General features: G+C 72.0%; 12 protein-coding genes and 1 pseudogene. 3 read left to right on the plus strand and 10 right to left on the minus strand.

Translation table 11 applies throughout. The features are described 5' to 3' along the window. Positions 1–82 precede the first annotated feature (82 nt). A complete protein-coding gene (locus ACFVYN_RS32195) occupies positions 83–823 on the plus strand; it encodes a GntR family transcriptional regulator (protein ID WP_390005004.1) in 741 nt (246 codons plus the stop codon). Positions 824–831: 8 nt separating this feature from the next. On the opposite strand, the gene ACFVYN_RS32200 is transcribed toward ACFVYN_RS32195, so the two are convergent. From ACFVYN_RS32200 to rpe, 7 genes are all read right to left on the minus strand, one after another. Continuing rightward, complete coding sequence (locus tag ACFVYN_RS32200) at positions 832–1284, minus strand: Lrp/AsnC family transcriptional regulator (RefSeq protein WP_007380661.1); 453 nt, start codon at positions 1282–1284, stop codon at positions 832–834. A gap of 9 nt (positions 1285–1293) precedes the next feature. After that, a complete protein-coding gene (locus tag ACFVYN_RS32205) occupies positions 1294–2751 on the minus strand; it encodes an amino acid permease (protein WP_390005006.1) in 1458 nt (485 codons plus the stop codon). A gap of 581 nt (positions 2752–3332) precedes the next feature. Beyond that, positions 3333–4775: a GuaB1 family IMP dehydrogenase-related protein gene (locus tag ACFVYN_RS32210; RefSeq protein ID WP_390005063.1), complete on the minus strand. Its 1443-nt coding sequence runs from the start codon at positions 4773–4775 to the stop codon at positions 3333–3335. Positions 4776–4907: 132 nt separating this feature from the next. Beyond that, the gene (locus tag ACFVYN_RS32215; protein ID WP_390005009.1) at positions 4908–5225 is read right to left on the minus strand and encodes a barstar family protein; all 318 of its coding nucleotides are present in this window, start codon (positions 5223–5225) and stop codon (positions 4908–4910) included. Beyond that, the gene (locus ACFVYN_RS32220; protein ID WP_390005012.1) at positions 5222–5590 is read right to left on the minus strand and encodes a ribonuclease domain-containing protein; all 369 of its coding nucleotides are present in this window, start codon (positions 5588–5590) and stop codon (positions 5222–5224) included. Before ACFVYN_RS32220 ends, ACFVYN_RS32215 begins: the two co-directional genes overlap by 4 nt. A 37-nt stretch (positions 5591–5627) precedes the next feature. Beyond that, a complete protein-coding gene (locus tag ACFVYN_RS32225) occupies positions 5628–6671 on the minus strand; it encodes a sugar-binding transcriptional regulator (RefSeq protein WP_390005015.1) in 1044 nt (347 codons plus the stop codon). A 78-nt stretch (positions 6672–6749) separates the two neighbouring features. Next, complete coding sequence (gene rpe / locus ACFVYN_RS32230; RefSeq protein WP_390005017.1) at positions 6750–7436, minus strand: ribulose-phosphate 3-epimerase; 687 nt, start codon at positions 7434–7436, stop codon at positions 6750–6752. 134 nt (positions 7437–7570) lie between these two features. Between rpe and ACFVYN_RS32235 the strand changes: the two genes are divergently transcribed. Further along, on the plus strand, positions 7571–9745 hold the full coding sequence (locus tag ACFVYN_RS32235; protein WP_390005019.1) for an MMPL family transporter: 2175 nt from the start codon (positions 7571–7573) through the stop codon (positions 9743–9745). A 1-nt stretch (position 9746) separates the two neighbouring features. Here the strand turns inward: ACFVYN_RS32235 and ACFVYN_RS32240 are convergent, their stop codons facing one another. Both ACFVYN_RS32240 and fmt read right to left on the minus strand, forming a co-directional pair. Beyond that, positions 9747–11165, minus strand: a complete 1419-nt coding sequence (locus ACFVYN_RS32240) for an RsmB/NOP family class I SAM-dependent RNA methyltransferase (RefSeq protein ID WP_390005022.1) — start codon at positions 11163–11165, stop codon at positions 9747–9749. A gap of 181 nt (positions 11166–11346) precedes the next feature. Then, positions 11347–12279, minus strand: coding sequence for a methionyl-tRNA formyltransferase (fmt, locus tag ACFVYN_RS32245; RefSeq protein ID WP_390005024.1), 933 nt, complete (start codon positions 12277–12279; stop codon positions 11347–11349). 273 nt (positions 12280–12552) lie between these two features. Between fmt and ACFVYN_RS32250 the strand changes: the two genes are divergently transcribed. Then, on the plus strand, positions 12553–13104 hold the full coding sequence (locus tag ACFVYN_RS32250) for a hypothetical protein (protein ID WP_390005026.1): 552 nt from the start codon (positions 12553–12555) through the stop codon (positions 13102–13104). Between the two features lie 357 nt (positions 13105–13461). On the opposite strand, the pseudogene ACFVYN_RS32255 reads toward ACFVYN_RS32250, so the two are convergent. Beyond that, positions 13462–14230 (minus strand): annotated as a pseudogene (locus ACFVYN_RS32255) (primosome assembly protein PriA); the annotation flags it as partial.

A 14230-nucleotide genomic window follows, 5' to 3' on the forward strand; every position in this document is an offset into this window, starting at 1 on the left:
GACAGTCAGGACTTCTCCGAGCCGCCCGGGATGTCGACTACGCTGGTCACGCTGTGCACAGCGACCGACTCGGAGGGGAAGCATGGGGGCGCGACACGAGGAGATCGCCGACGAACTGCGCCGGGCGATCGACCGCGAGGAGTACACGGTCGGCAGTCTGCTGCCCGCCGAGACGGAGCTCGCGGCGCACTACGGCGTCTCACGCGGCACGGTCCGCCAGGCGGTAGCGGCCCTGACCGCCGAGGGCCTCATCGGCTCCCGGCAGGGCGCCCGCCGGGTGGTGCTGGCCAGCCGCCGCAGCCAGAGCTTCGCCGAGCTGCGGAGCTTCGCCGAGTGGGCGCGGGCGATGGGGCGCCGGGCGACGGGCCGCGTGGTCGCACAGGAGTACCGGCCGGCCGCCAAGGAGGACTCGGTACGCCTCCAACTGGCTGCCGGGACGCCGGTGTTGCACGTCCTGCGGGTGCGCGGCCTGGACGGCGAACCGGTGTTGCTGGAGCGGACGGTGTACGCCGACTGGATCTCCCCGACCGTCGAGGCCATCGAGCCCGAGTGCCCCTCGGTCACCCAACGCCTGTACGACGACACGGGGTTGGTCTTCGCCTACGGGGAGCACGTCATCGACGCGGTGGCGGCGGGGGCGCGGGACGCGGAGCTGCTGGGGGTCCGCCGCACGAGTCCACTGCTGCGGGTGCGCCGGGTGACCACGACCCGGGAGGGCCGCCCGGTCGAGTGGTCGGACGACCGCTACCGTTCGGACGCGGTGAGCTTCAGCGTGCACAACTCGATAGGGAACAACGCGCTGGCCCGCACGACCGCGGAGTAGGGCTCAGTTCAGGTGGGCGAGCCCGAGGAGAAGCGGCGCAGGAGCGGGGAGAGGACGAGGACCGACTTGGTGCGCTCCACGAACGGCTCGCCCGCGATCCGCTCCAGGACCCGTTCGAAGTGCCGCATGTCCGAGGCGAAGACCTGCACGACCGCGTCCGCCTCGCCGGTGACGGTGGACGCGGCCACGACCTCCTGGTAGCGCTCCAGGCCCCGCTGGATGGTCTCCGGGGAGGTGTTGCGCCGGCAGTAGATCTCGACGAACCCCTCGGTCTCCCAGCCGAGGGCCGCCGGGTCCACCCGTACGGTGAATCCGGTGATGGCCCCGGTGGCACGCAACCGGTCCACGCGCCGCTTCACCGCGGGCGCGGACAGGCCGACGATCTGCCCGATGTCCGCGTAGGAGCGGCGGGCGTCCTCGGCGAGGGCGTGCACGATGCGTTCGTCGAGATCGTTCAGCACGGGGGTGGATCAGCCTTCGGGTGTTGCGAGTCGGGAACGGCGATGGCCGTATACGAAGTAGACCACGAGCCCGACGGCCATCCAGACCCCGAAGACCACCCAGGTGACGGTGGACAGGCTGCCCATCATCCACACGCAGAAGCCGAAGCCCAGCGCGGGGAAGACCGGCGAGAACGGGACGCGGAAGGTCCTGGGCATGTCCGGACGGGTCCGGCGCAGCACCACGACCGCGATGTTGACCAGCGCGAAGGCGAAGAGCGTGCCGATGCTGGTGGCGTCGGCGAGCTGGCCGAGCGGGATCGCCGCCGCCAGCACCCCGCAGAACAGGGACACGATCACCGTGTTGGCGCGGGGCGCGCCGGTCTTCGGGTGGACCCGGGAGAACACCTTCGGCACCAGTCCGTCCCGGGACATGGCGAAGAGGATGCGGGTCTGGCCGTAGAGGACCGTCAGGACGACGCTCGCGATGGCGATGACCGCGCAGAACGCCAGCAGGGTGCCCCAGAAGCTCTGCCCGGTGACCTCGCGCATGATCTGGGCGAGCGCGGCCTCGGAGTCGTTGAAGTGCCGCCAGGGCTTCGCGCCGACCGCGACGGCCGCGACGAGGACGTACAACGCGGTCACGATGACCAGCGACAACATGATCGCGCGGGGCAGGTCGCGCTGGGCGTTCTTCGCCTCCTCACCGGCCGTGGAGGCGGCGTCGAAGCCGATGTACGAGAAGAAGAGCGTGGCACCGGCCGCGCTGACCCCGGCCATCCCGAGCGGCATGAAGTGCTCGTAGTTGCCCGAGCGGAAGCCCTGGACGCCGATCGCGCAGAACAGCACCAGCGCGGCCATCTTCACGACCACCATGACGGTGTTGGCGCGGGCCGACTCGCGGGCGCCGCCCAGCAGGAAGGCCATGGCGAGCAGCACGACGATCAGCGCCGGGAGGTTGAAGACGCCGCCGTCGCCGGGCGGGGCGGACAGCGCGTCCGGGATGGTGACGCCTATGGTCCCGTCCAGCAGCTCGTTCAGGTACTCGCCCCAGCCGACAGCCACGGCGGCGACCGAGACGCCGTACTCCAGGACCAGACACCAGCCGCAGATCCAGGCGATCAGTTCACCCATGGTTGCGTACGCGTACGAGTACGAGGACCCGGCGACCGGGATGGTCCCGGCGAGCTCGGCGTACGACAGGGCCGAGAAGAGGGCGGTGAGGCCGGCGATCACGAAGGAGAGGGTGACGGCGGGACCTGCCTTCGGCACCGCCTCACCCAGCACGACGAAAATGCCGGTGCCGAGGGTGGCGCCGATGCTGATCATCGTCAGCTGCCACAGTCCGAGGGAGCGCCTGAGGGCTCCTCCCTCGCCCTGGCCGCCCTCCGCCACCAGGCGTTCCACCGGCTTGCGCCGCATGAGGCGAGTACCTAGCCCCCTCGCCCCTGGTGTGGCCTGTCGTGGGGGTGCGCCTTGGTCGAGCACGCGCTGACTCCTTCGTCGCTGCAGGTGAGTACAGCGAAGCACCCTACGAGGCCGGACGTCACAGTCGTAATGCAGCAACCTTGCACGCCCTCGCAAGATCCTTGCGTTCCGGGCCACTGGGCGGCCCTTCGTTGCGCGTGCCCCCTGTGGGCACCTTTCAGCCCTCGCCGGCGGTCCTTCCACTCCCCCTCGCAGCCCGCGTCGCGGCTACGTCCGTCTCGTCGAAGCCCGTCTGCTCGGGCTTGCCGTGGGCAGCGGCCTGGGCTTCGATCCAGCGGGTGTGCGCCTCCCGTGCGGCCTGCTTCCTGGTGCCCGGCTCCGCCCCGATGTGCGGTCAGGAGGCCATGGCCTCGCGGGCCTCGCGCACGGTCGGCTGACGGCTGTAGGACGCCGGGCGGGGCCACAGACGCCATCGACCGGGCCGAACTGCTCGTCCTTGCCGACCCCGAGGCCCACAGTCCTCGGACCCCGTTGCCGGACCAGCTCCTCTGTGCCCCACGGGCCGCCCGCCCAGCCACGCCAGGAGGGAGGAGCACTCCCCCGCCTCCGGGGTCTTTGGGCGGGGGCCCGCGCCCACGGACTCAGCTCCAGCTGGCGTGCAGCGGCTTGCCCTCCGCGTAGCCGGCCGCGCTCTGGATGCCCACGACCGACTTCTCGGCGAACTCCTCCAGGGAGCCCGCGCCGGCGTAGGTGCAGGAGGAGCGGACGCCCGCGATGATCGAGTCGATCAGGTCCTCGACGCCCGGGCGGGCCGGGTCGAGGAACATCCGGGAGGTCGAGATGCCCTCCTCGAACAGCGCCTTGCGGGCCCGGTCGTACGCCGACTCGTCCGAGGTACGGTTGCGCACCGCACGCGCGGAGGCCATGCCGAAGGACTCCTTGTAGAGCCGTCCGCTCGCGTCCTGCTGGAGGTCGCCCGGCGACTCGTAGGTGCCCGCGAACCAGGACCCGATCATCACGTTGGACGCGCCGGCGGCCAGCGCCATGGCGACGTCGCGCGGGTGCCGGACACCGCCGTCGGCCCACACGTGCTTGCCGTACTTCTTCGCCTCGGCCGCGCACTCCAGGACCGCCGAGAACTGCGGCCGTCCGACGCCGGTCATCATGCGGGTGGTGCACATGGCGCCGGGGCCGACACCGACCTTGACGATGTCCGCGCCGGCCTCGATCAGGTCCCGCACCCCCTCGGCGGCCACGATGTTGCCGGCCGCGATCGGGACCTGCGGGTCGAGCGCCCGGACCGTCCTGATCGCGGTGATCATCGATTCCTGGTGGCCGTGCGCGGTGTCGATGACGAGCGTGTCCACGCCCGCGTCGAGCAGCTGCTTGGCCTTCTCCGCGAAGTCGCCGTTGATGCCCACGGCGGCGGCGATGCGCAGCCTGCCCTGCGCGTCCACGGCGGGCGTGTACAGCGTGGCGCGCAGGGCGCCCTTGCGGGTGAGGATGCCGGCGAGGCGGCCCTCCGGGTCCACGGCGGGGGCGTAGCGCCGGTTGGCCGCGTCGAGGCGGTTGAAGGCCTCACGCGGGTCGATGTCCGCGTCGAGGAGCAGCAGATCGCGCGACATGACCTCGCCGAGCTGCGTGAAACGGTCGACCCCGGACAGGTCCTGGTCGGTGACGACACCGACCGGCCGGCCCGCCTCGTCGACGACCACACCGGCGTTGTGCGCGCGCTTGGGCAGCAGGGCGAGCGCGTCGGCGACGGTCTGGTGCGGGGCCAGCACGATCGGGGTGTCCAGGACGTGGTGGCGGCTCTTCACCCAGGAGACGACCTCGGTGACGACCTCGATCGGGATGTCCTGCGGGATGACCACGAGGCCCCCGCGGCGGGCCACGGTCTCGGCCATGCGGCGCCCGGCGATGGCGGTCATGTTGGCGACGACCAGCGGGATCGTGGTGCCCGTGCCGTCCGGGGAGCTGAGGTCCACGCCCTGCCGGGAGCCGACGGCGCTGCGACTCGGGACCATGAAGACGTCGTCGTACGTCAGGTCGTACGGGGGCTGGATGTCGTTGAGGAAACGCACGTGCTGCACATCCCAGTCGATCAGAGGTGGCCCCCGGACAGGTCAGCCAGGGGGAAAGAGCACGTACTTCATTCTCCCACGCCGGGTGGAACGCCACCCACGGGCGAATCGTCCAGACCGGTCGCGGGGGCCCTAGGACGAACCTCCAAGGGCGAGCGCCACGGTGAGCGCGGACGCCTGCGAGAACACCTCGCGCGCGGTCGCCCACTCGTCGGGCCGCGCCCCGGCGTACCGCTCCCAGTTCCGTACGACGACGACGGTCTCCTGTGCGGCTGCGTCCTCGAAGCCGTCCTCGGACCACAGGCCCGGGTCGGAGAGGACGTCGGCCAGCGCGTCCCAGTTGCGGCCGAACCACTGCGGCAGCCGCAGGTCCCGGGCGCAGCGGTCCATCAGGCCCCCCTTGTCCGCGACCCCGTCCAGGTCCAGCATGACCACGCGTGCCGCCGTCATCTCAGTACCGCCCTGAACGAGTCGTAGTGATCATCGGTGTAGTAGATCTCCCCGCCCTGCCCGGTGACGATGCGCCGGGCCCCGCGATCGCGCGAGCCCGGCGTCGGGACGGTGTACTCGTGGTAGTAACCGCGCTGGTGCGCGGGCAGCAGCCGCTCGAAGTTCCCGAAGACCGCGCCGTCCTTGGCGTACGGGAACGGCCCGCCCCTGTCGATGAGTTCGAGGATCTGCCGGGCCTCGGCCGGGAGCTTCGCCGCCTGGACGGTGGCCGGGCCGCCGCCCGGCGAGGGATCGTGGCCGGTGGCCGAACACCCCGTCAGGACGAGTACACACAGGAACATTCGGGAGACGAACCGCAGCAGCATGAGCTCGATGCTGCCACGGCCGTCCCCGCGTCTTCCCTCAGGACCCGTCGGGGTCCGCCCTGTTGAGCGCCGGCTTCGGCGGCGTCCCCGCCGTCATCAGGTAGTCCGCAGCGGAGGTGTCCGTCACCAGGCTGGTGACGAGTCCGGACCGCAGCACCGCGTCGATCGCGGCCCCCTTCCGCTGGCCGCCCGCGATCGCGACGACCTCGGGGATACGGCGGAGCTGCTCGGTCTTGACGGTGATGCACCGCTCCCCCAGGTCCCGTCCGACCCGGCGGCCCTCGGCGTCGAAGAGGTGCGCGGACATCTCGGCGGCGACCCCGAGGGAGGCGTAGTGCGCCCGCTCCTCGTCGCTGAGCATGTCGTGCACCGTCGAGATGCCCGGCTCCCAGGAGCCGATGGAGACACAGGCGACCGTGACCTTGTCGAAGTACTCGAAGGCCCGGGCGATCCCGGTCTGGTTGCGCAACGCGGCCGCGGTCGCCGCGTCCGGAAGCAGCATCGGCGCGTAGATGGGGTGGGCGTCCCCGCCGGACACCTGGGCGGCCCGCCGCACCGCCTCCACCGAACCACGCTCGGCGGTCCCGGCGTCGTACACCCCCGTCAACTGCACCACTGTGCACGGCGGGAGCCGGTCGAGGGCGGCCGCCATGTGGATGGTGGAACGGCCCCAGGCCAGGCCCAGGATGGCACCCTCGTCGACCAGCTCACCGAGCAGGTCGGCGGCCACTTCTCCCAGGTTCTCGGGGTCGGGCGAGTCCTGGGCCTCGGCCGGTGACTCGACCACGACGGCGTGCCTGAGGCCGTAGCGGGCGCGGAGCGCGTCGGAGCGCTCGGCGTCCAGCTCGGCCGGCACGCGGATCTCGATCCGCACGAGATCCCGTTCGAGAGCGGTCTCCAGGACCCGGGCCACCTTGAAGCGGCTGACGCCGAACTCCTCCGCGATCTGGATCTTGGATTTGCCCTCGAGGTAGAAGCGGCGGGCCATGGCCGCCGCCTGCACCAGCTCAGCGGGTCCCATCCGCATGGCTGACCGGCCAGCCGACATACCCGACACGGCGATCTCCTCACTACTGTTCACACTCTGGATACGCCGTTCATCCTTGCAGATCCGGCGCACTTGATCAGCCCTGATGGGAGCCGTTCACGTTCCTGACGCTCAGTGGTCGCACGCCCACGAGGCCTTCGCGGTCGCCCCCTCGGCCTGGTTGCGCAGTGCACGTACCGCCTCGGCCGGGTCGGACGCCCCGTACACCGCCGATCCGGCGACGAAGACGTCGGCGCCGGCGTCCGCGCAGCGCTCGATGGTGGAGGCCGAGACCCCGCCATCCACCTGGAGCCACAGCTCAAGACCGTGCTTGCTGATCAACTCGCGGGTCCGGCGAATCTTGGGGAGCATGATGTCGAGGAACGACTGACCCCCGAAACCGGGCTCCACCGTCATGATCAGCAGCATGTCGAGCTCGGGGAGCAGGTCCTCGTACGGCTCGATGGGCGTCGCGGGCTTCAGCGCCATGGAGGCGCGGGCACCCTTGGCCCGGATCTCCCGGGCGAGCCGGACCGGAGCGGCGGCCGCCTCCACATGGAAGGTGACGGAGGAGGCCCCCGCCTCTACGTACTGGGGCGCCCAGCGATCGGGGGCCTCGATCATCAGATGGCAGTCCAGCGGGGTGTCCGTCGCACGGGCCAGAGACTCTACGACCGGCACACCGAGCGTGAGGTTCGGGACGAAATGGTTGTCCATGACGTCGACGTGGAGCCAGTCGGCTCCCTCGACCGCCTTCGCCTCGTCCGCGAGGCGGGCGAAGTCGGCGGACAGGATGCTGGGGTTGATCTGCGCGGCCATGCCCCAAGCCTCCCATGCCCGGGGGCGAACGGGCGCGCCGGTCCAGACCTCAGCCGTTCATCGGATGTTGTGAACGGGCCGCGCGTGCCATGCTGGGCCGCCGGTCGGCTCGACAGATGGCACCGGGGGTGGCCATGAGCGGAAATCGGGGCATCGCGCATCTCCGGGGCATCGCGCATCTCGTCTGCGGACGCCGGGCCAAGTGGCTGGTGCTGGCCCTGTGGCTGGTGGTGCTCTTCCTGACGGCGCCCCTCGCCTCCAAGCTCACCGACGCCCAGGACAACGACGCGGCCTCCTGGCTGCCCGGCTCCGCGGAGTCGACCCAGGTCCTCCAGCTCTCCGAGGACTTCAGGCCGGAACAGATCCCCGCGGTCGTGGTCTACGCGCGCGAGAGCGGCCTCACGCCGCAGGAGCGGGCCGCGATCGCCAAGGACACGGCCGAGATCAAGCAGCTCACGGCACACGGCGTCCGCGGTTCCGAGACCCGGGGCCCGGTGTACGACCGGCGAAGCGAGCCGCGCGCGGCGCAGATCCTCGTCCCGATCACCATGGACGCGAAGGGCTGGAAGGAGATCACGCCCGCGGTCGACTCCATCCGTGACGTCGTGGGCAAGGGCGGCGACGGCCTCGCCGTACACGTCACCGGCCCCGGCGGCACGTCCGCGGACTTCTCCAAGGCCTTCGAGGGCATCGACTCGACTCTGCTGCTGTCGGCGATGGGCGTCGTCATCGTCATGCTGCTCATCACCTTCCGCAGCCCCACGCTGCTCCTGGTCCCCCTGCTCTCCGTGGTCGCCGCGCTGTTCACCGCGCAGGCCTTCATCTACCTGCTCGCCCAGCACGCGGGACTGACCGTCAACGGCCAGAGCGCCGGCATTCTGACCGTGCTCGTCTTCGGCGCGGGGACCGACTATGCCCTGTTGCTGGTCGCCCGATACCGCGAGGAACTGCACCACCACGAGGACCGCCACGAGGCGATGGCCCGCGCTCTGCACCGCGCGGGTCCGGCGGTGCTCGCCTCCGGCGCGACCGTCGTCCTGAGCATGCTGGTCCTGCTGGCCGCCGAGATGAACTCGACCCGCGGTCTCGGCCCGGTCGCCGCGATCGGCGTCACGGTCGCCCTGCTGGCCATGATGACGCTGTTCCCGGCCCTGCTGGTGATCTTCGGCCGCTGGATCTTCTGGCCGGCCATCCCGCGCTTCGGCGCCCCCGACCGCATCGAGACCGGCCTCTGGGCCCGCGCGGGCCGCCGTATGGCCCTACGCCCCCGGATGGTCTGGAGCGCCACGGCCGCGGCCCTGGTGATCTGCTCGCTCGGCCTGATCCAGCTGCGCGCCGAGGGCATCGGCAACGCGGACGCTTTCACCGGGAAACCGGACTCGATCGTCGGCCAGGAGGTGTCCGCGAAGTACTTCCCGGCGGGCAGCGGCGATCCCCTGGTCGTCGTCAGCAACCAGGCCCAGGCACGACAGGTCGGCGAGGCGGTCGCGGGAACCCGGGGAGTCGTGCCCACATCCCTCGGCCTGCCACCGGGCACGAAACCCTCGTACGAGGGCAAGGTCCTCTTCGAGGCGACGATGACCGCGCCGGCCGACAGCGAGGCCGCGAAACAGACGGTGGAACGGGTCCGGGACGCCGTTCACGCGGTCCCGGACGCCGACGCCCGGGTCGGCGGTGGTACGGCCGCCCTGCTGGACATGGACCGGGCGACCACGCACGACAACATCCTGATCATCCCGCTGGTGCTCGCGGTCGTCCTGCTGATCCTGTGCGCCCTGCTGCGCGCCCTGATCGCCCCGCTGCTGCTGATCGGGACGGTGATCCTGTCCTTCGCGGCGGCTCTGGGCATCAGCGCCCTGGCCTTCCGTCATCTGTTCGACTACGCGGGCGAGGCCACGGACTTCCCGCTGTTCGTGTTCGTCTTCCTGGTGGCGCTCGGCATCGACTACAACATCTTCCTGACCACCCGCATCCGCGAGGAGACGGCCCACGGGGGCACCCGCGCGGGCGTGATCACGGGCCTGGCCGCGACCGGCGCCGTCATCACCTCCGCCGGCCTCGTCCTGGCCGGCACCTTCGCCGCCCTGGGCACCCTCCCGATGGTCGCCTTCGCGGAGATCGGCTTCGCGGTGGCGCTGGGTGTCCTGCTGGACACGTTCATCGTGCGATCGGTGCTGGTGACGTCGTTGTTCCTGGACGTGGGGTCGAAGGTCTGGTGGCCGCACAGCCTGGCCAAGGAGGAGCCGACCGACCCAGGGGCACGGGGAACCGGGCGACCGGCCGCGACGGCGCCGCAGACGCGCGACTAGATCATCCTGTCCTGCGGATGACCGCCATGTACATCGCATCGGTCCCGTGCACATGCGGCCACAACTGAACGTCCGGCCCCTCCCCCAGCTCCGGCACGCCGGGGAACAACGGCCGGGCATCGACAAGCTCGGCGGCCGGCCACTGCTTGAGCACGTCCTCGACAACGGCCCGCGTCTCCGCGAGATGAGGCGAACAGGTCGCGTACCCGACGACCCCGCCCACCCGGACGGAGTCCATGGCCGTGCTCAACAGCGCCCGCTGCAACGGCCCGAATCCCTCCAGGTCCTCGGGCCGGCGCCGCCACCGGGCCTCCGGGCGCCGCCGCAGCGCGCCGAGCCCCGTGCACGGCACGTCCATCAGCACCCGGTCGAAACTCCCCGGCTGCCACGGCGGCCGGGTCCCGTCCGCGGCGATGACCTGGTACGGCCCTGGGTTCCCGGCGAGCGCCCTGGCGACGAGACCGGCCCGGTGCGGCTGCTTCTCGGAGGCGAGCAGCACGGCCCCGCGTTCGGCGGCCAGTGCGGCGAGCAGCGCGGCCTTGCCGCCGGGTCCCGCACAGCCGTCGAGCCACTTCTCGTCCCGACCGTCGAGAGGCGCGTTCGCCAGCGCCAGCGCGACGAGCTGACTGCCCTCGTCCTGCACGCCGGCCCGGCCCTCCCGTACGGCGTCGACGGCCCCGGGCTCGCCGCCCTCGGACAGCCGTACGGCATAGGGCGACCAGCGCCCCGCCACGGCGGACTCCTCGCGCAGCAGTTCCTCGGCGGTGGACCGCCCCGGCCGGGCGACGAGGGTCACCTCGGGCCGTTCGTTGTCGGCCTCCAGCAGCCGCTCGATGCCGGCCCGGCCGCCGCCGAGGGAGTCCCACAGCGCGGAGACGACCCAGCGGGGGTGGGAGTGGACGACGGCGAGGTGGTCCTCGGGATCGTCGTCGTAGGGCGGAGCGACCTTGGCGATCCACCCGTCGAGGTCGTCCTGCGCGATCTTCCGCAGCACGGCGTTGACGAACTTGGCCCGTCCGTCCCCGAGCACGACCCGCGCGAGCTCGACGGAGGCGGACACGGCGGCGTGCGTCGGGATGCGCGTCCCGAGCAGCTGATGCGCCCCGAGGCTCAGCACGTCGAGCACCGGCGGATCGACCTCGCGCAGCGGCCGGTCGACGCACTCGGCGATGATCGCGTCGTACGTCCCCTGCCGCCGCAGTGTCCCGTACACGAGCTCGGTGGCGAGGGCCGCGTCGCGCGCCTCGAAGCCGCCCTTCTCCCGCGCCTTCCTGAGCAGCGGCGGCAGGACGAGGTTGGCGTACGCGTCCCGCTCGTCCACGGCCCGCAGCGCCTCGAAGGCGAGGAAGCGGACGGGGTCCTTCTGGGGCCGACGGTAGGGCTTGCCGGGTTTGTGGGGCCGACGGGGCTGGTCGCTCACGAAAAAGGTGCTCCGGGTTCAAGGTCTGGATACGCCCCAAGGGTACGTCCGCCGAGGACCAGGTGACCCTTCGAGGGGGCCGGGTCATCCCGGGAGCCGGCGCGACGGGAGGCGCCGGGACTCCGAGGATCGCGACCACCCGTGGGCTCCCGTGGTGTCTGTACGGTCGACCGGCCCCGCCTCACTCGCCGACGGTCTCCCCGTCGGAGATCCTCACGCCCCGCGCCCAGTCCGCGGCCTTCATCGGCTTCTTGCCCTGTGCCTGCACCCACAGCAGTTCCACACCGTGCGACCCGGTTCCGACGTGGACGCTGTTCTTGCCGACCGAGAGCGCGCCGGGGGCGAGGTCCGTACGGTCGGGAGCCGGCTGGACCTGGATGAGCTTGAGCCGCTCGCCGCGGAAGGTCGTCCAGGCACCGGGTGAGGGGTGGCACCCGCGCACTACGCGGTCCACGCGCAGCGCGGGCACGGCCCAGTCGACCCGCGCGTCCTCGACGGTGATCTTCGGCGCGACGGTGATGCCCTCGGACGGCTGCGGTACGGCCTTCAGCGTGCCCTCCGCGATGCCGTCCATGGTCGCGGCGAGCAGCCCCGCGCCTGCGAAGGCGAGCCGGGTCAGCAGGTCACCGCTGGTGTCGGTGTGCCGGATCTCCTCGGTGACGGTGCCGTAGACGGGCCCGGAGTCCAGCCCCTCTTCGATCAGGAAAGTCGAGGCGCCCGTGATCTCGTCGCCCGCCATGATGGCGTGCTGCACGGGAGCGGCCCCACGCCAGGCCGGCAGCAGCGAGAAGTGCAGGTTGACCCAGCCGTGCGCGGGGATGTCGAGGGCGACGCGGGGCAGCAGGGCGCCGTAGGCGACGACGGGGCAGCAGTCCGGGGCGATCTCGCGAAGCCGCTCCAGGAACTCCGGATCCCGCGGCTTGACGGGCTTCAGCACCTCGATGCCCGCCTCCTCGGCCCGCTGCGCGACCGGACTCGCGACCAGCCTGCGCCCCCGCCCGGCCGGCGCGTCCGGCCGCGTGACGACGGCGGCGACCTCATGCCGCCCGGAGGCGATGAGAGCGTCCAGAGCGGGAACGGCGACCTCGGGGGTACCGGCGAAGACGAGCTTCATGAGTGGGCAGGGCCTCTCGGACGGATGACGACGGGCAACGCAACGCACAAGTCTATGGCGGGGCTCGACCGCCGCCCGGCCGCAGCGGGCCCCGCAGGCGAGGCCCGCGCTCCCGGCCAAGGCGCGAACCGCACACCACCGGCGCACGCATATGCCGGTACGCCCCCATTGCGTGACCAGCGGAGCGTAAACGCGTTGGTCAAGAAAGAGTTGACCACAACGGGCCGTGATCGCGGCCTCATCCTTTTCAACGCCGGTTCGAGAGGCTTGTTCATGGCCGACCACGCAACCCACGACGCCCAGGCTCGGGCCAGCCTGCACTTGCTGGTGCGGGACATCGAGCGGGTCCGCCGGCAGGTGGACGCACTGCGCACCCTGACCGCTCAGCTGGGCAACGTCTACCGCCCGCGCCGCTCCGGTCCCTCCACGGGCTTCGTCGTCTACGGACGCGCCCCCGCTCCCACGGTCCGGCTCGCACAGGAGCTGCGGGACAGCGTCGAGACCCTGGTGACGGCCGCGGTCGACTTCGACCGCTCGCTCGGCTTCTCGTGGGACGCGGTGGGCTCCGCCCTCGGCGTCACCAAGCAGGCGGTCCACCGTCGTTACGGCGCCCGCCGCGCCACGGCCCAGGCGACAGCCGACGCCGAGCGCGCCACGGAGCCGTCGGGGACCCGCACGGTCAGCGTCAACACCGGTATTCCCACGGTGCCGTCGGTCCCCACGGTCCCCGCGGCCCGCTCCATGCCGACCCAGCCCACCGCGGGCAGCCCCACCCTCCGCGAGGAGGCAAGGCCCACAGCCTTCCCCGGCCCCCGCAACGGCTGACCGTCTCCCCCTCTGCCCTCCCACCCCACGTCCGGGAGGGCAGACGCATGTCCCGGCACCGGCCGCTCCGGTGCAGCCACCACGATCGACACGGCCGTCTCACTTCCGTCACCCGCCCCACGCAGTCCCCGCCCCCGCGGGCCACATCACCCCACCCTCCCCACCGGCACAGCAGACCCACATCCGCACACCGCCCGCCCCACAGCCACCCCACAAGGGCCACGGACCCTGCGGCCACCGCGATCAACACGGCCACATCACTTCAACCACCCGCCCCACGCAGTCGCCACCCCCACGGGCCACATCACCCCACCCTCTCCTCGCAGCCACGCCCACCCGCAGCGACACCCACGACCGTCACCCGATGTCAGGCGGATCGATCCGCACCCAGACCGGTCCCTCACTCCCGCTCCCCCCGCCCCGAGCCATCCGCGAAGCCTGCGCGGCCTTGAGTGAAGCCGCCAACGCGGCTCCCTTCCCCGGCGGGACCCGGACCAGCACCCGCTCCCACCGCTCCCCGGCCGGCGGCGCCCCCACCCTCCGAGGCCCCCCTGCCACCGTCACCGGCAACGGCACAGGTCCCAGCACCTCTGCCTCACCCGGCAGTTCCAGAGCCGCGAGGAACTCGGCGAGGGCCTCCCCCGTCCCCGACACCGCGGCCATCCGCGACACCGGCGGAAATCCCAGCTCGGCCCGCTCCCCCAGCTCCCGCACCGCATGTCCCACCGGGTCCCAGCGCACCAGCGCCTGCACCGGCCGCAACGTGGGCTCGGCGACCACCACCACCGTGCCCCCGGCCTCCTGCGCCCGCACCAGCGCCGACGCCGCGATCCACCGCCGCAGCGCGTCCTCCCCGGCCCGCAGATCAGGCCGCCCGAGCATGGCCCAGCCGTCCAGCAACAGCGCCGCCGCGTACCCGCCCTCGGCGACCGGCTCCGCCCCCGGCGTACTCACCACCAGCGCCGGCGCCCCGGGCACGGTGTCCAGCACATGCTCGCGCCCGGACGTGCGCACCGGAACAGCCGGAAAGGCCCGCCCCAACTCCTCCGCGGTACGCCGGGCCCCCACCACCTGCGCCCGCAGCCGGAACCCCCCGCACTCCGGACAGTGCCAGGCCCCCTCCTCG

This window comes from Streptomyces sp. NPDC058307, from assembly GCF_042880295.1.
GTDB lineage: Bacteria > Actinomycetota > Actinomycetes > Streptomycetales > Streptomycetaceae > Streptomyces.